The sequence below is a fragment of the Pseudomonas sp. KB_12 genome, from assembly GCF_052114545.1.
Classification (GTDB): Bacteria; Pseudomonadota; Gammaproteobacteria; order Pseudomonadales; family Pseudomonadaceae; genus Aquipseudomonas; species Aquipseudomonas brassicacearum.
Genome location: NZ_JBFREY010000032.1, coordinates 48,006 through 70,500, shown reverse-complemented (window position 1 = coordinate 70,500; position 22,495 = coordinate 48,006). Strand labels below are relative to the sequence as shown.

18 protein-coding genes are annotated in these 22,495 nt (G+C 61.8%); 10 read left to right on the top strand and 8 right to left on the bottom strand.

Features of this window, described 5'->3' with window-relative positions:
* A partial coding sequence (locus AB4Z20_RS22525) for a carbon starvation CstA family protein (protein ID WP_442090634.1) occupies window positions 1–245 on the bottom strand: 245 nt, incomplete at its 3' end.
* 314 nt (window positions 246–559) lie between these two features.
* On the opposite strand from AB4Z20_RS22525, the gene AB4Z20_RS22520 reads away from it, so the two are divergent.
* The gene (locus AB4Z20_RS22520) at window positions 560–1,921 is read left to right on the top strand and encodes a cache domain-containing protein (protein WP_253474575.1); all 1,362 of its coding nucleotides are present in this window, start codon (window positions 560–562) and stop codon (window positions 1,919–1,921) included.
* A 31-nt stretch (window positions 1,922–1,952) separates the two neighbouring features.
* A complete protein-coding gene (locus tag AB4Z20_RS22515; protein WP_214512347.1) occupies window positions 1,953–2,585 on the top strand; it encodes a response regulator in 633 nt (210 codons plus the stop codon).
* Window positions 2,586–2,690: 105 nt separating this feature from the next.
* On the opposite strand, the gene AB4Z20_RS22510 is transcribed toward AB4Z20_RS22515, so the two are convergent.
* Window positions 2,691–3,560, bottom strand: a complete 870-nt coding sequence (locus tag AB4Z20_RS22510) for an SDR family oxidoreductase (RefSeq protein ID WP_442090633.1) — start codon at window positions 3,558–3,560, stop codon at window positions 2,691–2,693.
* 54 nt (window positions 3,561–3,614) lie between these two features.
* Complete coding sequence (locus AB4Z20_RS22505) at window positions 3,615–4,841, bottom strand: arabinose transporter (RefSeq protein ID WP_442090632.1); 1,227 nt, start codon at window positions 4,839–4,841, stop codon at window positions 3,615–3,617.
* A 141-nt stretch (window positions 4,842–4,982) separates the two neighbouring features.
* On the opposite strand from AB4Z20_RS22505, the gene AB4Z20_RS22500 reads away from it, so the two are divergent.
* Window positions 4,983–5,636, top strand: a complete 654-nt coding sequence (locus AB4Z20_RS22500) for a TetR family transcriptional regulator (protein ID WP_442090631.1) — start codon at window positions 4,983–4,985, stop codon at window positions 5,634–5,636.
* Between the two features lie 92 nt (window positions 5,637–5,728).
* Window positions 5,729–6,520: a transporter substrate-binding domain-containing protein gene (locus AB4Z20_RS22495; protein ID WP_258691157.1), complete on the top strand. Its 792-nt coding sequence runs from the start codon at window positions 5,729–5,731 to the stop codon at window positions 6,518–6,520.
* A gap of 214 nt (window positions 6,521–6,734) precedes the next feature.
* On the opposite strand, the gene AB4Z20_RS22490 is transcribed toward AB4Z20_RS22495, so the two are convergent.
* Genes AB4Z20_RS22490 through AB4Z20_RS22480 form a run of 3 tightly spaced genes read right to left on the bottom strand, consistent with a single transcriptional unit; the run spans window position 6,735 to window position 9,647 of the window.
* A complete protein-coding gene (locus tag AB4Z20_RS22490) occupies window positions 6,735–7,754 on the bottom strand; it encodes a TRAP transporter substrate-binding protein (RefSeq protein WP_442090630.1) in 1,020 nt (339 codons plus the stop codon).
* A gap of 55 nt (window positions 7,755–7,809) precedes the next feature.
* Window positions 7,810–9,090, bottom strand: coding sequence for a TRAP transporter large permease subunit (locus AB4Z20_RS22485; RefSeq protein WP_079304100.1), 1,281 nt, complete (start codon window positions 9,088–9,090; stop codon window positions 7,810–7,812).
* Window positions 9,087–9,647 carry a TRAP transporter small permease gene (locus AB4Z20_RS22480; RefSeq protein ID WP_258691155.1) on the bottom strand — a complete coding sequence of 187 codons (561 nt, stop codon included), beginning with the start codon at window positions 9,645–9,647 and terminating at the stop codon, window positions 9,087–9,089. The genes AB4Z20_RS22485 and AB4Z20_RS22480 overlap by 4 nt, the downstream gene beginning before the upstream one ends.
* A gap of 927 nt (window positions 9,648–10,574) precedes the next feature.
* On the opposite strand from AB4Z20_RS22480, the gene wecB reads away from it, so the two are divergent.
* From wecB to AB4Z20_RS22450, 6 genes are all read left to right on the top strand, one after another.
* Window positions 10,575–11,807: a non-hydrolyzing UDP-N-acetylglucosamine 2-epimerase gene (wecB, locus tag AB4Z20_RS22475; protein WP_320390530.1), complete on the top strand. Its 1,233-nt coding sequence runs from the start codon at window positions 10,575–10,577 to the stop codon at window positions 11,805–11,807.
* A gap of 36 nt (window positions 11,808–11,843) precedes the next feature.
* Window positions 11,844–14,057: a hypothetical protein gene (locus tag AB4Z20_RS22470; protein ID WP_442090629.1), complete on the top strand. Its 2,214-nt coding sequence runs from the start codon at window positions 11,844–11,846 to the stop codon at window positions 14,055–14,057.
* A gap of 12 nt (window positions 14,058–14,069) precedes the next feature.
* Complete coding sequence (locus AB4Z20_RS22465; protein ID WP_253474552.1) at window positions 14,070–16,184, top strand: glycosyl transferase family protein; 2,115 nt, start codon at window positions 14,070–14,072, stop codon at window positions 16,182–16,184.
* Window positions 16,181–18,727 carry an NfrA family protein gene (locus AB4Z20_RS22460; protein WP_442090628.1) on the top strand — a complete coding sequence of 849 codons (2,547 nt, stop codon included), beginning with the start codon at window positions 16,181–16,183 and terminating at the stop codon, window positions 18,725–18,727. Before AB4Z20_RS22465 ends, AB4Z20_RS22460 begins: the two co-directional genes overlap by 4 nt.
* A gap of 180 nt (window positions 18,728–18,907) precedes the next feature.
* Complete coding sequence (locus AB4Z20_RS22455; protein ID WP_253478533.1) at window positions 18,908–19,687, top strand: hypothetical protein; 780 nt, start codon at window positions 18,908–18,910, stop codon at window positions 19,685–19,687.
* Window positions 19,688–19,887: 200 nt separating this feature from the next.
* Entirely contained in the window at window positions 19,888–20,184 is a 297-nt protein-coding gene (locus AB4Z20_RS22450) for a phage infection protein (protein ID WP_253474548.1), read from the top strand.
* Between the two features lie 169 nt (window positions 20,185–20,353).
* Here AB4Z20_RS22450 and hpaR read toward each other — a convergent pair whose 3' ends face one another.
* Window positions 20,354–20,776: a homoprotocatechuate degradation operon regulator HpaR gene (gene hpaR, locus AB4Z20_RS22445; protein ID WP_053179583.1), complete on the bottom strand. Its 423-nt coding sequence runs from the start codon at window positions 20,774–20,776 to the stop codon at window positions 20,354–20,356.
* Between the two features lie 256 nt (window positions 20,777–21,032).
* On the bottom strand, window positions 21,033–22,490 hold the full coding sequence (locus AB4Z20_RS22440) for an amidase (protein WP_442090627.1): 1,458 nt from the start codon (window positions 22,488–22,490) through the stop codon (window positions 21,033–21,035).
* Window positions 22,491–22,495 lie beyond the last annotated feature (5 nt).

Genomic DNA, 22,495 nt, shown 5'->3' with positions numbered 1-22,495 from the left:
ACGTAGTCCAGGCCATCGTTATTGAGCACGGCAGGGGTGGCCCGGCGCGCATCGAGTTGCATCACGTTGTTGGCGATGAAGAGGCTGTAGTAGCGGTAGGCGACCAGGTAGATGGCCACGGCTGCGACGACGATCCAGAGGGCGTTGATGGGTTCGCCGCGGCGCAAGGCCACGACACTCAACGCACAGGCTCCCAGAACAGCCACGGCAAACCAGGCGAGGTGTTTAACCAGACGGGTTGTCATTGCGTGTCTCCTGCCGATATCCAGTGGATTGCGGCGATTGTTTTTATAGTGTGCCCCGGCTATTCGGAGCCGGCCCAATATCCCTGTAATGGGTCAATAAATAAATCCGTAGTACTACGTAGAACCCCAATTCCCCCTGTGGGAGCAAGGCTTGCCCGCGATAGAGTCAATACGGTCTTTCATAAACCGCGGCGCCTGCATCGCGAGCAAGCTTTGCTCCCACATGTCTTGCGCCACAGGTTTTATGCCTCACCCATGGGTTTGGCATATGATGCCGCCATTCGCCTCCCCGCCGAGTCCGGACAGGAGTACAGATGCTGCTCAAACACAAAATCGTCGCCCTCGGGATTTTGCCGCTGGTCCTGGCCATCGCGGTCATCTGTGCCTTGGTGATCTCGCTCAATCGCCAGTTGGGCGATCAACAGGCGCAACTGATCGAAGACAGCATCCTGGCGAGCAAGCGCGCGGAGCTGAAGAACTATGTCGAGATGGCGCAGAGCCTGATCGCCCCGCTGTACGACAACGGCCGGGGGGACGAGCGCGCGCAGCAGCAGGTCCTGGAAGAACTGCGCAAGCTCAGCTTCGGCATCAACGGTTATTTTTTCGTGTATGACCGCCAGGGCCGCAGCCTCATGCATGCCCGCCAGTCGGAACTGGTGGGGCAATACCTCTGGGACATGAAGGACCCCCACGGCCTGCCGGTCATCCAGGCATTGCTCAAAAGCGCCGAGTCAGGCGAAGGGTTCCAGCGCTATGCCTGGAACAAGCCCTCCTCCGGCCAGGTGACCGACAAGCTGGCCTATGTCGTGATGCTCGATCAATGGGGCTGGATGCTCGGCACCGGGATCTACCTGGAGGATGTCGAACGCGCCACCCAGCAAGCCCGCGACGAAGTTGCCCGTGGCATCCACAGCACCATGCAAGCCATCGCCGCGATCGCCTTGGTAGCGGTCCTGCTGGTATTTGCCGGCGGCATGACCCTCAACGTCAGCGAACATCGCCTGGCCGATAAAAAGCTGCAGCGGCTGAACCAGCGCATCGTCAGCTTGCAGGAAGAGGAGCGCTCGCGGGTCTCTCGCGAGCTCCACGACGGCATCAGCCAGTTGCTGGTGTCGATAAAATTCCAGTTCGAACTGGCCAGCCATGTGTTGGAAAACGGCCAGGAAAACGGCCTGGGCATCCTCAAGAACGCGACCGACCGGTTGGGCGAAGCCATCGGCGAGATCCGTAGCATCTCCCACGACTTGCGCTCGTCCCTGCTCGACACCCTGGGCCTGCCCGCCGCCATCGGCCAGCTCGCGACCGAGTTCCAACAGCGCAGCGGGCTTGAAGTGTCCTACCGAAGCAACGAATTCGATTGTCGCCTGGAAAATGGCGCCCCTGTCTCACTGTTCCGCATTGCCCAGGAAGCCCTGACCAACATCGAGCGCCATGCCGGGGCGAAAAGCGTCGGCATCACCCTGTTCGGCTCCAGCCAGTCCTTGCGCCTGACGGTGGTGGATGACGGGATGGGCTTCAACGTCCCGCAAGTAGAACGCGGCCACGCCGGCATCGGCCTGCGCAATATCCGCGAACGGGTCGAGCATTTCGGCGGACGCCTGGAGGTGACCTCGGCACCGGGACGAAGCGAACTGGACATCCTGCTGCCCATGAACCTCTCGGTAACGGAAAACTGATGCGCGCCCCTTCCAACAAGAGCACCTGCCGATGAACCTGCCTCCGGTGATTCGCGTCGCGCTGGTCGATGATCACTCCCTGGTCCGCGACGGCATCAAGGCGCTGCTGTCCGTAATGCCCCGACTGGACGTGGTGGGCGAAGCCGAGAACGGTGCGCAAGCGATTGAAATGGTCGGTCGCAGCCAACCGGACCTGCTGCTGATGGACATCAGCCTCAAGGACATGAACGGGCTCGAGTTGACCCGGCTGCTGGGCAAGCAATACCCCAGCCTCAAGATCCTCATCCTCAGCATGTACGACAATTACGAGTACGTGAGCGAGTCCGTGCGCTCCGGTGCCAGCGGCTACGTACTCAAGAACGCGCCGTCGCGGGAAATCATCGCGGCCATCGAAGCCATCATCAGCGGCGGCACGTTCTACAGTGCCGAGATCGCCCAGCGGCTCGCCACCGACCCGCACACCGATAACGAGTTGACGCCGCGCGAGAGCCAGGTGTTGTCCAAAATGGTCCAGGGCCTGAACAACAAGGAAATGGCCCGTGAATTGGACATCAGCGTACGCACCGTCGAGACCCATCGCCTGAGCATTCGCCGCAAGCTGAACATCGACAAACCCGCAGCCCTGGTGAAATACGCGATCGATCACGGGATCATTTCCCGCTAGACCTCACACAGCCCTTGCTCCCGCTCGGTTGCGCAGCGACCGTAAAATATTGGGGTCGCTGCGCAACCCAGCGGGAGCAAGCTCCCTCGCCACAGGTTATTCATTTCAATCGGCGTGGTAATAGCCAGGCTGTTCAAGATCGGCCAACAGACTCGGGCCGCTCGGCGTCCAGCCCAACAAGGCACGGGTGTATGCGCTGGACACCGCCATGTTCGCGCCCGCCATGTGGGCGAACCAGCCGAAATGCTCACGCTCCCGGGATTCCACCGGCAACCCCAGGCCACGACCGATCGCCTGGGCAATGTCCTTGAACGGCACAGCCTCGTCGGCGACGGCATGGTAGACGGACTGCGTCACGCCCTGCTCCAGCGCCAGCCGATAGACCCGTGCGGCGTCCAGCCGGTGCACGCCCGACCAGCAGTGGACGCCATCCCCAAGATAGGCCGAAACGCCCGTCTCCCGGGCCAGGCGAATCAGGATCGGAACGAACCCGTGGTCGCCGAGGCCATGGACCGAGGGTGCCAGCCGCACGGTCGCGCAGCGCACACCGCGCTCGACCAGCGTCCGGGCCGCCGTTTCGGATTTACGCGGCGAAGCTGGGCTGGGCACCTCCAGCTCGCTCGCCCCCTGGGTCAAGCCCAGCAGGCCGGACGTCACCAGCAGCGGCCGTTCGGTTCCCTGCAGCGCGCTGCCCAATACTTCGATCACATGGCGGTCCTGCTCAGCGTTCTCGGCAAACCGCGAGAAGTCATGATTGAACGCGGTGTGAATCACCGCGTCCGCCGTCGAAGCCGCCTGGTATAGGACGTCGAGGTCATCCAATGTCCCGCGGACCACCTTCGCGCCGGTCGCGGCCAGTGCGGCAACCTTGTCATCGGAACGGGCCAGGCCGGTGACCTGATAGCCGGCACCGATCAATTCCTGGACCACGGCAGACCCAACCCAGCCCGTGGCACCGGTAACGAATACATGCATGTTTCAACTCCTGATTAGAACCATCGAGCAACACAGACTCACTTCTGGCGCAGCTCAAGCCGGCTGCCGGCCTTGTACCCCTGGCATCATCAATGTCAGCGCCACGACAAAGGCCAGCATCACCGTCACGGCCCCGCCCAGGTAAACCGCGCCGATCCCCCATGTGCCCGCCAACGCCCCAGCCAACGGGCTGCTCAGCCCCAGGGAAATGTCCAGGAACGCGACATAGGCCCCCATGGCGAGACTGCGGTTCTGCGGTGGCGCACGCTTCACCGCCTCCACCCCAAAGCCCGGGAAGGCCAGGGAATAGCCGAAGCCGGTGAGCGCTGCGCCCAGATAGGCCATCACCGCAGTGTCGGCACCCCAGATCAGCAATTGCCCGACGGCTTCGATCACCACACAGACCAGGGCGACACGCGCGCCGCCGATCTTGTCTGGAAGGTGCCCAAAGAGCAGGCGCGCACCGATGAACGCCAGCCCGAACGCGGTGAACGCCAGAGAGGCATTGCCCCAATCCCTGGCCGCAAACAACAGTGCGATAAAAGCCGTGATGACACCGAAGCCAACGCTGCAAAACGCCAACCCCATGCCTGGCACCCACACCGCGCCCAGCACCTTGTAGAACGGTGCCCGCCGGGTCGCCGTAGGGGCGACAGCCCGGACACCCGCGACAATCGCCAGCGCCAGCAGCGGGATGAAAATCGTCGCGACGGCAATGCCGGTGAATCCCCAGCCGCTATTCAGCGCCACGCCGAGCGGAGCGCCCAGGGCATAGGCGCCGTACATGGCGATACCATTCCAGGCCATGACTTTGCCGGCATGCTGCGCGCCGACCAGGCCGATGCCCCACCCCAACGCGCCGGTGACGATCAGGCTTTCGCCCAGCGCCAACAGGACACGCCCTCCCAGCAAGAGCCAGACCGACGTGACAGGCGTGGCAACGAACGCCAGGGACAGCAGATAAACCAACCCGGAAACCGCCGCCGTCACCAGGCCGACCATGACGGCGCGCTTGCCACCGCGCATGTCGGCGAAGTTGCCGGCCCAGGCGCGGGACAACAGCGCCGCGGCAAATTGTGCGCCGACCACCAAGCCGATGACCAACGTGCCCATGCCCAGCGTGTCATGCAGGTGCAGGGGCAATACCGGCAATTGCATGCCCAGGGTCAGAAAACCGATGAATACCGTCAGCGTGAGTGGCAACAGCTTGAGCACCGGCTTGGCGCCGACGGTTGCCTGGGGCGCCAAGGAGGCGCCCTGATGAACGTTTTTTTGAGTCATAACCCTACTCACAGAAAGGATGCGATGTGACGTTGAACGTTGTCTGTGGAGCCGACTAGAATGCGATCAATTCGTCGCATTCAAGATACGAACAATCCGTCGCATTTCCTATTCGCATTCCCTTCCGAGGCTCATGCCCGTATGTCCGAACGCTCAAGCCCGCAGATTTCCTCGCGCAAACAGCCGCAACAGGCACGTTCCACCGAGCTCGTCGCCGCCGTTCTGGAGGCGGCTGTTCAGGTTCTGGCGACCCAGGGCGCGGCACGTTTCACGGTGGCCCGGGTTGCCGAGCGAGCCGGCGTGAGCGTCGGCTCGGTGTATCAGTACTTCCCGAACAAAGCGGCGATCCTGTTCCGCCTGCAAAGTGATGAATGGCGACAAACCAGCGATATGCTGCGCGAGATCCTTGAGGACAACCGCAAGCCACCCTTCGAGCGACTGCGCAACCTCGTGCGGGCGTTCATCCAGTCCGAATGCGACGAGGCCCAGATACGCGTCGCGCTCAACGACGCCGCACCACTCTACCGCGACGCCCCCGAGCACCAGGCCGCACGGATGGCGGTACAGCAGTCGGTGGACGCCTTCATGCTGCAAGCACTGCCAGCCGTCCCTGCACAGGCCCGCGCCCTGGCAGGTGACCTGGTGATCACCACGCTGAGTACCGTGGGCAAGCGATTTTCATCCGCACCCCGTTCTCCCGTGGAAGTTGCCATCTATAGCGACGCCATGGCCGATATGTTCTGCGCCTACCTGGACAGCCTGCAGCGACAGCCTCCCGAGACTACGCTCAGCTGACTGTTCACGGCCAACACCGCCGTGACAGCGAGCAGCCGCTTTCACTACACTCCCCGGTCTTGTTCCCTTCCGTTACGAGACGTCCAATCACTATGAAAAACATAACAAGCTCGATGACGCTCTGTGGCCTGTTGGCGCTCTCCGGCGGCGCCCTGGCCGAACCGGCACCTTCGCTGCTGGACCAGGTCCTGCAACGCGGCGAACTGAAGGTGTGCACCACCGGCGACTACAAGCCCTATACCTTTAAAACCGAAACCGGCGAATACGAAGGCATCGACATCGACATGGCGCGCTCGCTGGCCGCCAGCCTGGGCGTCAAAGTGCAATGGGTGCAGACCACTTGGAAAACCCTGATGCCGGATATGGTTGCCGGTCAATGCGACATCGGCATGGGTGGGATTTCGGTGACGCTGGAGCGCCAGAAGAAAGCCTATTTCAGTAACACCCTGGACGTGGATGGCAAGATCCCGCTGGTGCGTTGCGAAGACAAGGAGCGCTACCAGACCCTCGAGCAGATGAACCAGCCTTCGGTGCGTCTTGTGGAGCCGGCCGGCGGCACCAACGAAGCCTTCGTCCGGGCGTTCCTGCCCAACGGCCAGTTGAATTTCCACGACAACGTGACCATCTTCCAGCAACTGCTGGACAAGAAAGCCGACGTGATGATTACCGACGCGTCAGAAGCGCTCTACCAGCAAAAACTCAAGCCCGGCCTGTGCGCGGTCAACCCGACCCGCTACCTGCAATATGGCGAGAAGGCCTACCTGCTGCCTCGGGATGACAACACCTGGAAGATGTACGTCGATCAGTGGCTGCACCTGAGCAAGGCCAATGGCAGCTACCAGAAAGTGATTGGGCAATGGCTGGCCGTTCCCGCCGCCCAATAACCGTTCGCTGACGAAACAAAAAAACCTGTGGGAGCTCGCTCGCGATGGCGTCACGTCTACCGCATTGATGTTGGCTGACGCACCGCTATCGCGAGCAAGCTCGCTCCCACATGGGGTCGTGCAGGCCTTGGGATTAGCGTCCACCGCAAATTTCCTGTGGGAGCGAGCTCGCTCCCACATGGGGTTGGGTCTGTTCAGGACTGACCTATCTGCCTCACTGCGCCGCCCGCACCTTGGCGATTTCGTCGTACATCGTCTTCACCAGGTCGCCGTCCAGGGATTTGGCAAACTTGTCGATCACCGGTTGCACACGCTCACGAAAGCGATCTTTCTCGGCCGGGGTGACTTCGTTCACGGTCATCGCGCCGGCCAACGTCACCTTGGCCTTGTCCATGCCCGCCGCCGTGACTTCACGCTGGAACTTCTGCGCCTCAGTCGCGGCCGCGCGAATCATCGCCTTCTCATCGTCGTTGAGGCGGTTCCAGGTTTTCTGGCTGATGATCAACGACTGCGGGTTGAAGATGTGGCCCGTGACGGAGAGATACTTCTGCACCTCGTAGAACTTGTTGCCCTCAATCACGGTGAACGGGTTTTCCTGACCGTCGATGGTGTGCTGCTCAAGGCCCGTGTAGACCTCGGGGAACGCCATCGGCACCGGGTTGGCGCCCAGGGCGGAGAAGGTCTCCAGGTAGATCGGCGACTGGATGACGCGAATCTTCAAGCCCTGCATGTCTTCAAGCTTGGTCACCGGGTGCTTGCTGTTGGTCAGGTTACGGAAACCCAGGTCCCAATAACCCAGCCCGACCAGCCCTTTGCTGTCCAGTTGCGCGGCCAGCTTCTGCCCGACCGGCCCATCGATGACCGCATGGGCTTCCTCGACGTTGTTGAACAGGAACGGGAAATCGAGCATGGCATAATCCGGTGCCTGGGCGGCCAGGATGCCGGAGTTGAGCACGGTGATGTCCAGCGTACCGCCCTGCAACGCCGACACCGTTTGCACGTCGCCGCCTAGGGTACCGCCGGGGAACAGGCGGACCTTGATCTTGCCAGCGCTCTTTTCGCTGAGCAGGTCGGCGAACTTCTGCGCGCCCTGCCCTTGTGGATGTTCCTTGACGTTCTGGAACGCGAATCGCAGGGTGCGCTCGCGAATTTCATCAGCGTGACTGACCACGCTACCCAGCAGCAGTCCCGTTGCGCACGCCCCGGCCATCAGGGTTTTCATCAGTTGTCCCATGTCACTCTCCGATCATTATTGTTTTTAAGTCGAGCTACTACGGCTTGCACCGGCATTAACCGGTGAAGAACTTCAGGGGTCCCAGGACCAGTTGCGGGAACAGGACCAGCAGGAACAGCACCGCCAGTTGCGCTAGCAGGAACGGCCACACGCCACGAACGATTTCTTCGATATTGAGCTTGGAAACCCCGCTCACCACGTTGAGCACAGTGCCCACGGGCGGGGTAATCAGGCCGATGGCGGTGTTGATCAGGAACAACACGCCGAAGTAAACCGGGTCGATGCCCGCCTGGGTGATCGCCGGCATCAGCACCGGTGTGAGGATGAGGATGCTTGGCGTCATGTCCATGACCGTACCGACCAGGATGATCATCAGCATGATCACTACCAACAGCAGGGTCGGGCTATCCATGAACGGTTCGAGCACCGCCGCCAATTGGCCTGGCAAGTCGGCAATGGTCACCAGCCAGGAAGAAACCATCGCGGCGGCGACCAGCAGCATCACCACCGAGGTGGTCTTGGCCGAGGACAGGATCACCTCGTACAACTGGCTGACTTTCATTTCCCGGTAGATCACCAGGGAGACGAATAGCGAATAGACCGCCGCCACCACTGCCGCTTCTGTCGGGGTGAAAATGCCGAATTTGAGGCCGAAAATAATGATGATCGGCAAGCCCATGGCCCAGCTGCCCTCGACCAGTGCCCGCAGGACCTCGGCACGGGATTGCTTGGGTGGCGTCTCGACATTCTCGCTGCGGGAGACGAACCACCAGGCAATGGCGAGCGCCGCGCCGAGCATGATCCCTGGCACGATGCCGGCCAGGAACAACTTGGAAATCGACACCCCGGACGCCACGCCAAAGACAATGAAGCCAATGCTCGGCGGAATGATCGGCGCGATAATGCCACCGGCGGCAATCAAACCCGCCGAGCGTGCCCGGTTATGCCCGGCCAACACCATCATCGGCACCAGCAACGCCGCCAATGCCGCCGCATCGGCCACGGCCGAACCGGAGAGCGACGCCAGCAGGCAGGACGCGATGATCGCCACATAACCGAGGCCACCACGCTTGTGCCCCACCAGCGCCATGGCAATGTTGACGATGCGTTTGGACAGGCCGCCGACATTCATGATTTCGCCGGCCAACATGAAGAACGGCACGGCCATCAGCGGGAAGCTGTCCGCCCCGTTGAGCAGGTTCTGGGCAATGATTTGCGCGTCAAACAGATCCAGGTAGAACATCAACGCCACGCTGACCACCAGCAAGGCAAACGCGATGGGCATGCCCAGTGCCATGCTGCCAATCAAGGACCCGAGGAAAATAACCAGTGTCATGGGCGGGTACTCTTGATGTGGTCGGGGGTGATGGGATTAGGCGTGATCACCTCGGCGTCGTTGTCCTTGACCATCACCAACTCGTCATCCCCCAGCTTGCCGAACAGCGCCAGGTAGAGCTCGTAAAGCAGGATCGCTGCGGCACTGGCGCCAAACACCAGGCCGGCACCATAAAACAGCGCCATGGACAATCCTGACGCCGGGGCAACTACATTCAGGTTGATCGCTGCCTGTTGCCAACTGCCACTGAAAATCAGCCAGCAGATGTACAACATCAAAAGATGGCTGATGACCAGGCAGATACGCTTGCCGGCCGGCGGCAGGCGCTTGACCAGGCTGTCCATGCCCAGGTGAGCACGGTCCTTGAGCGCCACCAGGGCACCGAGAAAAATCATCCAGACGAAGAACCAGCGCGACAGCTCCTCCGACACACTGATGCCAGAGTTGAAGGCATAACGCAGCACCACATTGCCGAACACCAGCACGATCATCGCGACCATGCACAACACGATCAGTAGCTTGAGCAGCTTGAAATACAGATCGACGACTTTTGTCATCTTGAAGGCCTCTCGGATTGTCGGATGCCGGGGGTCCAACCGGCGCGGTGGAACGGTAGCGGTGTCCGCTATCGAATCCAGACGCAGGTACTGCAGGGAATTCCAGACCAGGTGCGACAGAGCGAGGGAAAGGCATCGGGGGTTTGCAGATAGATCCGCATGAGGTGTTCCTCTACTTTTTTATTATGGTCTTGGCAATGCGTCGCAAGACGTACGGCGCCTAAAATGTACCAACCAGTTAGTTCGGTCAATATCCCTGGCGCGAACACATTACAAAGCGTGCGATTATCGGCTAGAGGCGAATTGGGTTTGCGAGGGCATTAGAGCTATTCAAGAACGTATCAAACATCACTCAGTCCAATTAAGAATCACGCCGCTTATAAACATCGACAATGTGCACATGCGTGAATCTTTTAAAATAAAAACGTAATTTAAATGGAACTTTTTACACACTTATAAGAATTGGCACTAAGGTACTAGAGAACTAAGCAACTTTGACAATATGTAGGCGCCATTTTAATGGCGAGCAAATCTCTTACAAAAACATTGGCGCCGCCTGTCAAAAAACCGTCAGCATCGCCTACTGCCGCCCGCGCAGCCACGCTGCATCTCGAAAAAAGACAAAAAAATCCTTATTAATCAAATAGTAATAAGATTCTAAAGATCTCCAGAAGAGCCTCTTTTTCGCCCTTCCACGAAGCCCCTTTTAAAAAAATATTTAAACTTCACATATAAAACTTTGCGGCAACGAGCTTTAATGTTATTAATTTGACGGCCCAGATCAAGATGCCACTACGTCACTTCCCGTGCTCGTAAGTATCTAACTGATATTGGATCCAATTAACTTAGACCGCTGGCTTGCCCAACCACATTGTTGTGCTTGGACGGCTGTTGTGCGGCGCAGAAAACTGCGCGAGGAAGGACGTCATCGCTATTCAAGACTCACGGATCAAGATCCTTTCGATCTTCGGTACCCGTCCAGAAGCCATCAAGATGGCACCTTTGGTCAAGGCCCTCGCCGCAGAACCCGGTATCGAGTCGCTGATCTGCGTCACCGGCCAGCATCAAAGCATGCTCAAGCAGGTGCTGGACCTGTTCGACCTCAAGGCCGACTTCACCCTCGACGTGATGACGCCGCACCAGACGCTCAACTCCCTGACCGCCGCGTTGTACAGCGCCATCGACCCGGTACTGGAGCAGACCCGGCCGGATCGGGTACTGGTCCATGGCGATACCACTTCGGCCATGGTCGCTTCGATGGCCGCCTTCCATCGACGCATTCCCGTCGGCCATGTGGAAGCCGGTCTGCGCACCGGTGACATCTACAGCCCCTGGCCGGAAGAGATGAACCGCCGCTGCATCGACCTCAGCGCCGACCTGCTGTTTGCTCCCACCGAACAATCGCGCGACAACCTGCTGGGCGAGCGTCTGCAAGGCCGTTGCCTGGTGACCGGCAATACCGTGATCGACGCGCTGCAACTGACGGCCCGACGCATCGATGACGATGCCCGGTTGCGTGACGAACTGGACCAACAGTTCCCGTTCCTGCAAACCGGACGCAAGCTGCTGCTGGTAACCGGCCACCGCCGGGAGAATTTCGGCGAGGGTTTCCTGGACATCTGCAAGGCCCTGCGCCAACTGGCCCAGCGCCCGGATATCCAGATCGTCTACCCGGTGCACCTCAACCCGAACGTGCTCGGGCCGGTTACCGAACAGCTGGGCGACCTGCTCAATGTGCACTTGATCAAGCCGCTGGACTACCTGGCCTTTGTGCGCCTGATGCAACACGCCCACGTCATCCTCACCGACTCTGGCGGCGTGCAGGAAGAAGCGCCGTCCCTGGGCAAGCCGGTGCTGGTGATGCGCGACGTCACCGAACGCCCCGAAGCCGTGGCCGCAGGCACTGTGCGCCTGGTGGGCACCTCCCCGGCCTCGATCATCGCCGGTGTGGACGCGCTGTTCGACGACCAGGCCTTGTGGCGTCGTGCGTCACAGGCCGCCAACCCCTATGGCGATGGCAAGGCCAGCCAACGCATCGTCGATACCCTGATGGGCCGCCCGGTCAGCGACTTTGTCGTGGGCCAGGCGCATTCGTTCCAGGAATTGGCACACGCGCCAACGTCCGAACCACAAGAGTTGCTCGCCGATTTCACCTCATAACTGCTATCCACCCTTATCAGATCGAGATTTGCCTGAATGAAGCCTTCCGTTGCCATCCCTACGGGCGCGCTCAGCGCCCTTGCCTGTGGCCTGAGCCTGCTCGCGCTCATGCCGACCTTTGCCCTGGCTGCGGACAGCCCGCTGACCCAGGCTATTCATCGACTCAACGCCGATACCCGCCAGACACGTGAAGTGCGCTTGAGCGACCTGGGCATCACTGCGCCGATCCTCTTGAGCGCCAGCGACGCCCGCCGCGAGCTCTACCTGCCGGTGCCCGCCGGCGTTGCCCTCAATGACGCAACCTTGCAACTGGATGCCAACTACCTCAACGGCGAAGGCGGTCGCAACACCCTGCTGCTGTCCCTTGATGGCTACCCGGTGCGTGCCGAAGGGCTCAGCGAGGCACAAGGCGATGCCAGCGCCACACTCGGCGTCGACAAGGCCGCGCGTGACAACGGCCTGGTGCGCCTGGGCATTGCCTGGTCCTCGATAGTGTCTCGGCCGTTGTGTCAAGACGATCGGGTCATCGGCAACGTGCTGCGCATCCAGCCTGAAACGCGCCTGAACTACAGCTACGACGCCAGCCAGTTGCGCGACGTCGGTGCGGCTTGGGCCGCCCTGCCCGGTGAGCCCGGCATCCTCGTCGCCCCTGGCTCGTTGTCCGCCGCCAGCTACGATTCGGCCTGGCGCCTGGGTGTCGCACTGGAGCGCATCGGCAAACACAGCCGCATCCTGCCCTTCCCTGTCGTGCAGGACAGCGTGGACCTGAGCGGCCTGCGCATCCCTGCCGAGTTATTGAGCATTCCAGCCTTCGCCAGCCTCAACGGCAAAGGCCCGCACACCTTGGCCAACCCGGCCGAGATCGGTGCACTGCTGGTGTTGGGCCAGACCCCGAACGTACAGGCAGACCTGGCGATCAACGACCCGGAACTGCTCAAGGCCATCAACCAGTCCCTGGACGCCTTGCAAAGCCAGGTCCAAGGCCTCGACGCAACGGCCGCCAGCGCACTGACCCAATGGCGCGAACAGCACGTCAACGCGGCGCTGGCGAGCGCCGGCACCGACAACGTAAGCCTGGCGCTGCTCGGCACTCGCCCGGTCCTGATGATCGCCCCGCAATCCACTGGCAAAGCCTTGTCGCTGCTCGGTTCGGCGTGGAGCAAACTGGCGAAAAGTCGCCAATTGACCGTCAGCGAAGCGCAAACACCGTTGAGCGACGATGGCCGTGTGGCCCTGGCGCGGCTGGGCGGCGCCCCTGGCAACTTCGACGTAGCCTCGCGATTCGACTGGAGCACCTCGTTCCCTCTGGGCAGCGTGGCCTACGACGGTCGCCTGCCGGTCACGGCCGTGGTGGACGTCTCCGCAGCACCGGGGGCTTCCGCTACAGCACCGGTGGCCTCACTGTTTTTCAATGATTTCCTGATCGGCGCGCAACAACTGACCACCGATGGTGAGTCACAGCGCATCCAGGCCCACATCCCACGCTACGCCTTGGGCTCGAAGAACACCTTGCGCGTATCGTTCCAGCGCCAGCCGGTCAGCGACCGCTGCCTGGAAACGCCGCAAGCCTTCCCGGTATCGGTCCTGCCGACCAGCCACATCGTCCTGGAAAAAACCTCGCTGGACGACGACTTCTCCGGCATGGCCGCACGCTTCGCGGTGGACACCCAGATACTGGTTCCCCAGGCCTACCTCGACCAACCGGCCAGCAGCCTGGCGCGGGTCATTTCGGTGGCCGATACCAGCGGTGTATCGCCGCTGCGCGCGCAGCTCAAGGTCAGCGCTGATCCGAAAGCCGTCGTCAGCCCGGACAAAGCCTTCCTGGCCTTCGAGTTGCCGCTCAAGGACAGCAAGGAATCGGTCCAGGTCGACGAGCAAGGTCGCCTGCGCATCAACCACAAGGACCAGGTGTTGCTGGACGTACAACCCCTCAACCAATTGGCCTCGCTGCAAGTGGTGCAGACCGCAGGCCAGCATGGCCTGGTCTACCGGGCCCTGGGCAACCAGCCGCCAAGCCTGGCCAAGCCGATTGTGCTGACCCGTGGCGACGTGGCGATCCTGGGCAACAACGGGGCCGTGGCGATCTTCGATACCCAAGACCCAAGCGGTAGCCTGCTGATCGGCCGCGAAGAACCCAAGGGCCTGGACGCCTGGCGTAAACCTTCGCTGCTCTGGCTGATTCCAGGCGCCTTTATCCTGTTCCTCCTCTTGTTGCTGGCAGGCCGTAGTGCCCGTCGCAATCGCCAGTAACGGTACCTTTCGATGACGTCGCTTTATTGGCCCTATTGGCTGGCCCATTACTACAACTACCTGGAGATCGCGACCATCGTGGTCGCGGTGCTGATCCTGATCTCCAGCCTGGACGATCTGATCGTTGACGTGTGGTACTGGTCTCGTCGCCTGTACCGCAAGTTCACCGTGGACCGCCGCTACCGGCCGCTGACCGTCGAGCAATTGTTGGCCCGGGACGAACAGCCCCTGGCGATCATGGTGCCGGCCTGGCTGGAATACGACGTCATCGCGCCGATGATCGAGAACATGGTGTCGACACTCGACTACCAGAACTACGTGGTCTTCGTCGGTACGTACATCAACGACCAGCGCACCATCGACGAAGTCGAACGGATGCGCAGGCGTTACAAGCAACTGCATCGCGTGGAAGTGCCCCATGCCGGGCCGACCTGCAAGGCCGACTGCCTGAACTGGGTGATCCAGGCGATTTTCCTGCATGAGAAAACCCATGGCATGACCTTCGCTGGCGTCGTCCTGCACGACAGCGAGGACGTGCTGCATCCGCTGGAACTGCGTCTGTTCAACTATCTGTTGCCACGCAAGGACATGATCCAGTTGCCTGTGGTGTCGCTGGAGCGCAACTGGTACGAATGGGTGGCGGGCGTCTACATGGACGAGTTCGCCGAATGGCACGGCAAGGACCTGGTGGTGCGTGAAAGCATGACCGACACCGTGCCCTCGGCCGGCGTTGGCACTTGCTTTTCCCATCGCGCCCTGCGGGTGCTGGCCGGTGAAACCGAAAACCAGCCGTTCAACACCGACAGCCTCACCGAGGACTACGACGTTGGCGCGCGCCTGGCCAAGGTCGGCATGAATGCGATTTTCGTACGTTTCCCGGTGCAGTTCCGGGTGCTGCGCAAATCCTGGTTCCGCAAACCTTACGAATCGACCCTGACGATGCCACTGTGCGTGCGCGAGTTTTTCCCGGACACGTTCCGCACCGCCTTCCGGCAGAAAGCCCGCTGGACCCTGGGCATCGGCTTGCAAGGCTGGGAGCAGATGGGCTGGCACGGCTCGCTGGCCAACCGATACCTGCTGTTTCGTGATCGCAAGGGGGTGGTGACGGCGTTTGTCAGCATCATCGCCTACATCATTCTGGTGCAACTGCTGGGCTTGATCATTTTGCGCAACAGCGGCTTGTGGGATGTCACCTTCCCCACCCCGTTTGAAACCAATGGTCTGGTCAAATACCTGCTGTTGGCCAACGGCGTCGCCTTGGCCTGGCGCATCCTGCACCGCTATTACTTCACCACCGTGCTGTACGGTTGGCAGCATGGCTTGCTGTCCATGCCCCGCATGCTGGTGGGCAACTTCGTCAACTTCATGGCCGCCTCCCGGGCCTGGCGCATGTTCCTGGTGGGCAAGGTGATGAATCGCAAGCTGGTCTGGGACAAGACCATGCACGACTTTCCTTCCACCGACCTGGTCGCCATCGCGCCACGCCGCCTGGGCAGCGTGTTGCTGTCCTGGCAGGCCATCAGCGACACGGCCCTGCAAAGCGCGCTCGACGAACAAAAGTCGCGCAACGTGCCTTTAGGGCGAATTCTGCTCAATAACGGCTGGCTGGACGATGAAACCCTGGCCGAAGCCATCGCGTTCCAGAATGACCTGCCCCGGGTCTTTGATGTCGCCGAGAAAGCCGCTGCCTCGACGTCCTCGTTGAGCCCCGAATTTGCCTTGCGCTGGCGGGTCGTGCCCCTGGGACGCAATAGCGAAGGCTGCGAACAGATCGCCGTCGCCAACCCCTTGCCCGATGAAGGCCTGCAACAGGTCAGCGCCGAGCTGGGCAGCGAGCCGGTGCAACTGATCGCCCGGGAAAGCGAAATTCTCGCGCTGTTGCGCAAGCTGCCTGTACGCAACGGCCACACTGTGCCAAATGCTCGGGCGCCGCTGCTGGGCGACCTGTTGATCGAAATGGGTCTGCTCGATCGCGACGAATTCAGTCGCGTCATGCTCCAGTACCGGCCGCAACACCACGGCCGCATCGGCGATTACCTGGTCGACAGCGGTGTGCTGCCACGTTCGACGATCGAACAGGCCGTGGCCCGTCAGCACGACCTCTACCCAACGGAGCTCCCGGCATGAACCGCCCCTTCCTGACCCTTTTGGCCACGGGGCTGAGCCTGATACCAGCGTTTGCACTTGCCGAAACGTTGCCGCTGCCACTGTCCGGTCCGGCCTATACCGCCGCCAACGAAGCCTACAGCGCCTACGAACGCAAGGACTACGACCTGGCCATCGCCAAGGCACGCGAAGCCCTGCGCCAACGTGCCGACGTAACACGCCTGAACACCCTGATTGAGTTGGCCGAGCGGGACAAGAAACTGCGCGACCAACCCCAGCCCCTGGCAGCGTCTCGCCCCGCCAGCGCGGCACCGGGTTTTGTCGCCGCGTCCCGGGGGTTCAAGGCCTATGACCGCGAACAGTTCGGCCTGGCCGCGCAATCGGCCCGCAAGGCAATCACTCAAGCACCCCGTCGCCGTGAATATCGCCTGTTGCTGATCGACTCCTTGCAGCGCCAGCAACGCCTGGAAGAAGCCGACCGGGCCACCACCGATGCCCTTGGTGTCTTTGCCAACGACAACACGTTGTTGATGCGCCGCAAAGCCATTCGCCGTCAACTGGCCGTGCCACTGGCGATCCAGGGCTATCGCGCCCTGGAGCAAGGCAACGCCGCCCTCGCCGTGGACCAGGCGCGCAAAGCCGTGGCCTGGGCGCCAGAGATCGCCGCCAACCAGCAACTGCTCATCAGTGCCCTGCTCACGGCGAAGGATTACCCCGCTGCCGAACAGGCTGCCGCGGGCTCGCTGGCGCTGGACGATCGCCAAGCCGCGCCATGGATCCTGCGCAGCTATGCCCGGGATCGCCAGGGCAAGTTACAGCCAGCCCAGGCCGATCTGAACCGAGCCCTGTCCCTGCCCGGCTTGTCGCCAAGCGAGCGCCGGGACATCCGTCTCTTTGCCGTCGACGCCGCCCTGGCACGCGGTGAGCCTCAGCACGCGTTGGAGCAGTTACAGACGCTGGGCAACGACGACAGCGATGAGGTGACCCGTCGCAGCGGTGCAGCCCGTGCAGCGCTGCGCCAGAAAAACAAAGGCCCGAACAGCCTGGCCCAATTTCCACCACCGCCCCTGGAGTGCCAGGAAAGCACCTTCGGCCTGACCTGTGCGATCTGGCCGGGCAGCTCCCATGATGCCGGTACTGCGCTGGCGTCCCAGGCCTATGCCGCCCTCGCCCGCAAAGACCCGGCGACCGCAGTCGCCCTGGCGAACCAGGCCGTGGCGCGCGCGCCGCAGAACCCGGCTTATCGGCACCTGCTGGTCAGCGCCCTGACGGAGCAAAAACATCTGCCCGAAGCCATCAGCGCCGCCAGCGAAGGCCTGCAAACCCATGGCGACGACGCGCGGCTATTGGTCATGCGTGGACGCCTGCGCCAGCAGTCCGGGGACGATGCCGGTGCCCGGGATGACTTTACCCGCGCCCTGGCGCTAGGCAGCCTGCCGGCCTACGAAGAAGCCGGGCTGTATGCCGCCATCGGCCAGCGCCGCACCGCCCGCGAACGCCTGCAAGAAGCCGGGGCCAGCGGCGAACTGGCATCGGTGAGTGACCTGCAGGTCGCCTACCTCTCGATGCAGGCCGGCGACGACGAGGCGGCCCACGCGGCGTTCCGCAAGGCCGACGCCAGCACGCCACTGACCACGACGGCGGCCCAGGACGCCGCCTACAACGCCATGCGCCTGCATGAAGACGACGAAGCCGTGGGGTACTTCAAGCGTGTCATCGATGGGCAAAAAACCGCGGAGACTCCGCTGTCTGCACAACAGCTGTTCGATACCCGTCGCACCGTGGGCGATGTTTCGCGCACTATCGGCCTGACCAGCACCACCAGCTATCGCGGCAACAGTTCCAGTGGCCTGAGCGCCGCCCCGGGCACCAGCAGCAGCGGCAGCGAAAGCAATGACCTGCTGCAAAACAGCACCGAACTGTCGTGGCGTCCGCTGGGCTATCGCAATGGCCGCTTTGTCGAACTCTACGGACGCATCACCGACACCCTATGGAGCAAGAACAGCGATTCGGACACGGGCGCGGATGCCTTGCAAGGCGCCCTCGGCGTGCGGGTCAAGCCCTTCAGTTCGGTCAACATCATGGCCGCCCTTGAACGGACCTTCCCGCTGGGTTCTTCCAATGTCGACGGCGACTGGCTGGTGCGACTGGGCTACGGTTCGAGCATCGGCACCGATCTGCGGGTCGATGTGCCGAGCTGGTGGACTTCGCAGCTGTACGCCGAGGTCGGCCACTACATCAACGACTCGCGAGACTACTTCAACAGCGAATGGCAAGTGGGCCGCAGCTATGCCATCGGTGGAACCGGCTCGCGCTGGGTGACCTTCCCCCATGTTGTCGCAGCGATCGACTACGATTCCAAGATGAAGAGCGAAGCCGGCGGCGGCTTTTCTTCCGGCGACGCCGGGGGAATCGGGATAGGAAACAACGTACGTTACTGGTTCCGGGAAGACGTCTACAACGCGCCACGCTCCTATGTGGACCTGTCCCTGCAATACCGGGCCAGGGTGTTTGGCGAGGATCGGGCCAAAGGCGTGTTCGCGCGCCTGACCTACTCCTACTGAGGACGTTGGTGGGATATTCGGTTCGTCCGTACGAAAAGCGGCTCGCTTTGCCGAACCGCGACTACACTGCATCCAGAAGGGACTTGTTTGAATAGCTTCGCAAAGTTCATCAATCGCAAGACCATCGCGGCGCTGTTTGTGGCCGCACTCCTCAGCGCAGGTACAGGGACGTACTACATAATGACCACCACGACACCGAACATCGTCGGCATCGCCTGGCAGCCGGACAACCAGACCGTCGGCATCAGCGGCAATTGGGAAAAACTGGGGGTGCACGAGCTGCTCGTGCAATGGACGGTGGTGGACGACCAGGCCTTCGTGCCCGGCACCGGCCTGCCCAGCGTACCGGTTCTGCCCGACTGGGCGCGCATCGCCAAGACGCCGTGGGCCCAGGATGTCATCCTCGGGCTGGCCGGCTATTTCAGCGAGAACCGCTCACGAGAAAACATCAAGCAACTGGCGACGCTGTCGGAGCGCATTGCCGGGTTGCCGACGCCATTGCATGTCACCGGTTGGTACTTTCCGGCTGAGGTCGACCCCAGCTGGTCGGGCGCCACAGAGCTGCCGGCCTTGCTGGCCAAGCTCCCACGCCCACTGTGGATCAGCGTCTATGACGGCGCCAACATCGGCCCCGCCGCTACCGCAGACTGGCTCAAGCAATGGTTGCCGAACGACATCGGCGTGTTCTTCCAGGACGGCGTTGGCGTCTATGCCCGCACCGCCCCGGTTGCCCGCAACTACGCCGACGCCCTGCGTGATCGGCTTGGCCAGAATCGCGTGCGGATCATCGTCGAAGCCTTTCGCCCCAAATACGGCGGTGGCTTCCGCTCCGCCACGGTCGAGGAGCTCAAGCCACAACTGGCGGCCTATGCAGGCTATCCGCTCTACCTGTTCGACGGGCCGCACTACATGACGCCAACCTTGGTGGATCAGTTGAAACAAGCCCTGGCCCTGCCTTGATCAGGGCTTAAAGCCATTCGCTTGCCCTCGCTTGCTGAGTTTGTATCGGTCTGTATCTGAGATGCGGACCGATACGAAACAATGGATCTCACCCTCTCCTGGCACACATCGTCGATACATCCGCGCGTTTAACTGTGATCACCGGACAGCAACACATTCGCTGCCACGGACCCACTCAATCAAGCGCAAGGAAAATCACCATGTTCAATTTCTCGAAAGTATCGTCCCTGGCTATCGCCCTGACATTGGTTGGCGGTGTCGGCCTGGCCAATGTCGCCTCGGCCACCGCCGCCAGTGCATCGACTCACGACCAGGCGCAACAGCTGGCTGAAGGCGGGTCTGATCGCTTGCTGGAAAATCGTGTGGCCGAAGGCGGTTCCGATCGTTTGCTCGAGAATCGCGTGGCTGAAGGCGGTTCTGATCGGTTGCTCGAGAATCGCGTGGCTGAAGGTGGGGCTGATCGGTTGCAGGAGTTGCGTGAGCACAGCGCGGTGTGAAGTGTTTTTGTGGCCAGAGATTGCTCCCGCTGGGCTCTGTAGGAGCTGGCGAAGCCTGCGATCTTTTGATCTTGAGCTTTCGACTCGATGAGCAGTGGAAAGATCGCAGCCTCGCTTCGCTCGTCAGCTCCTACAGCGCGTCCTCGCTGTGATTGCCTGACAGGTCGGCTCAGGGCTTGATGTTCTTCAGCTCATTGAGCAACGCGAGCAGCTGCTGCATCTTTTCCTCGCCAAACTGCTCTTCGATCCGTTGATAGTTGCTTTCCATGCCCTCGCTCATGGACACGAAGCACTGCTGGCCGCGCTCGGTCAGCCCGACAAAGACCCGTCGCTGATCCTGGCTGGACTTCTGCCGCCGCACCAGGCCGTCACGCTCCAGGCGACTGAGCACACCGGTCATGCTCGGCTTGAGGATGCACGCCTGGTGGGCGAGCTGATGGCTTTCCAGCTCCCCTTGCTGATGCAGGATGCGGATCACCCTCCATTGCTGTTCCGTGAGGTCATGTTGGTTCAGCGCCGGTCGAAAAAAAGCCATCGCCGCTTCGCGGGCTTGCAACAGCGTCAGGGTCAATGAGGGTCTGGGGTTGGCCATGTTCGAACTGTGTGGATGGGCGAGTCGGAAGCTTAGTTGGGCAGCCAGGCTGCTGCAAGAAGCATGGCCGCGCTATGTCACTGTGGAAGGGCTTTGCTCCCACAGAAATCCCTCTCCCCACCATTCAGCGCAACCCCGATTGCCACGTGTTCACAACCACCCAGTGGCCACCCACCTTGCTCGCGATAGCAGACTATCAGCCAGCCATGATGCAGAATCTGACGCCGCCTTCGCGAGCAATCCCGCTCCCACAGTTTTAACGCCGGCAGGCGTTGACCGGTGGGACTCGGCCGCGCCAGGGTTGGGCGCGTTCCAGTTGGGCGGCCAGGGCCAGCAAGGTGCTTTCCTCGCCAAAGCGACCGGCGAAGTGCGCCCCCATTGGCAGGCCATTGGCGCTCCAGGACAACGGCACTGACATCGCCGGCTGACCGCTGGCGTTGAACAGCGCGGTGAACGGCGAATAGCTGTGGTAGCGCTCAAGCAGTTGATCCAGGCTCATGCACACATCCTGCAGATCCAGTTCGCCAATCGGCACCGGTTCACGGGTCAGGACCGGGGTCAGGATCACGTCGTAATCCTGCATGAACACTGCCAACTGCCGGCCCAGCGCATGAATCCATTCCACCGCCGCGACATATTGGGCGCCGCTGACGTTGCCCTTGTCCCGCAGGATGATCCGGGTCCGCACCTCCAGTTCTTCCGCCTGCACGGCGAACCCACGCATCTGGCCCAGCAGGTCGACATAGCGACGGGTGCTTGCACCAATAATGCTGAACACGTGGTCGAGAAACTCCAGCAACCCCACCGGCAGGCTCACCGGTTCGACACGGTGCCCCAAGGACTCGCACAACCGCGCGGCCTCGCCCACCGCCTGAAGGCTCTGGGGTGACGTAGGCCAGGGCTCGAGTTGCTCGACCAGGGCAATGCGCAGCGGCTTGGGATCAACCTGCACCGCCATCACATACGGCAACGCTTGGATCGGCGCGGCGTACGGCGCGCCCAGGTCCATCCCAGCGGTGGCATCCAGCAGAGCTGCACTGTCACGCACCGACAAGGTGATCGCATGAGGCGTGCCCATCCCGGCCCAGCCCTCGCCCATTATCGGCCCCGACGGCATCAGGCCACGGCTGGGCTTGAACCCGAACACGCCACAGCAAGAGGCCGGCACGCGCAATGAACCGCCACCGTCGTTGCCATGGGCAAACGGCACCACGCGGGCCGCCACCAGTGCCGCCGCGCCACCACTGGAGCCACCGGCGCTATGATCGGTGTTCCAAGGGTTGCGGGTGGCGCCGAAGCGCACGGACTCAGTGGAGTACGAGGTGCCGAACTCAGGAGAAGTACTGGTGCCCATCAGTTGGCATCCGGCACGCCGCAACCGCGCGACGACTTCCGAATCAAAATCCGCACGACAGTCGCCCAGTGCGCGCGAACCGTTCGTCATCGCCGCGTCGTTGACCGGTGAAAACAGGTCTTTGATCAAGGTCGGCACACCGGCCAGCAGGCCTTGTCCAGCCTGAGGCTTGCGCGCCGCCTCCCGGGCCGAATCGTACAAGCGCTCGGCCACCGCATTGAGCTGCGGCTCGACCCGCTCCAGGCGTTCGATGGCCGTCTCCAGCAGTTCGCCGGGCTGAACCTCGCCACGCCTGACCCACTCGGCCAGCGCCGTGGCATCTTCAATGTCCATCAAGTGGTGGATGTCTTGCATACCCATGTCTC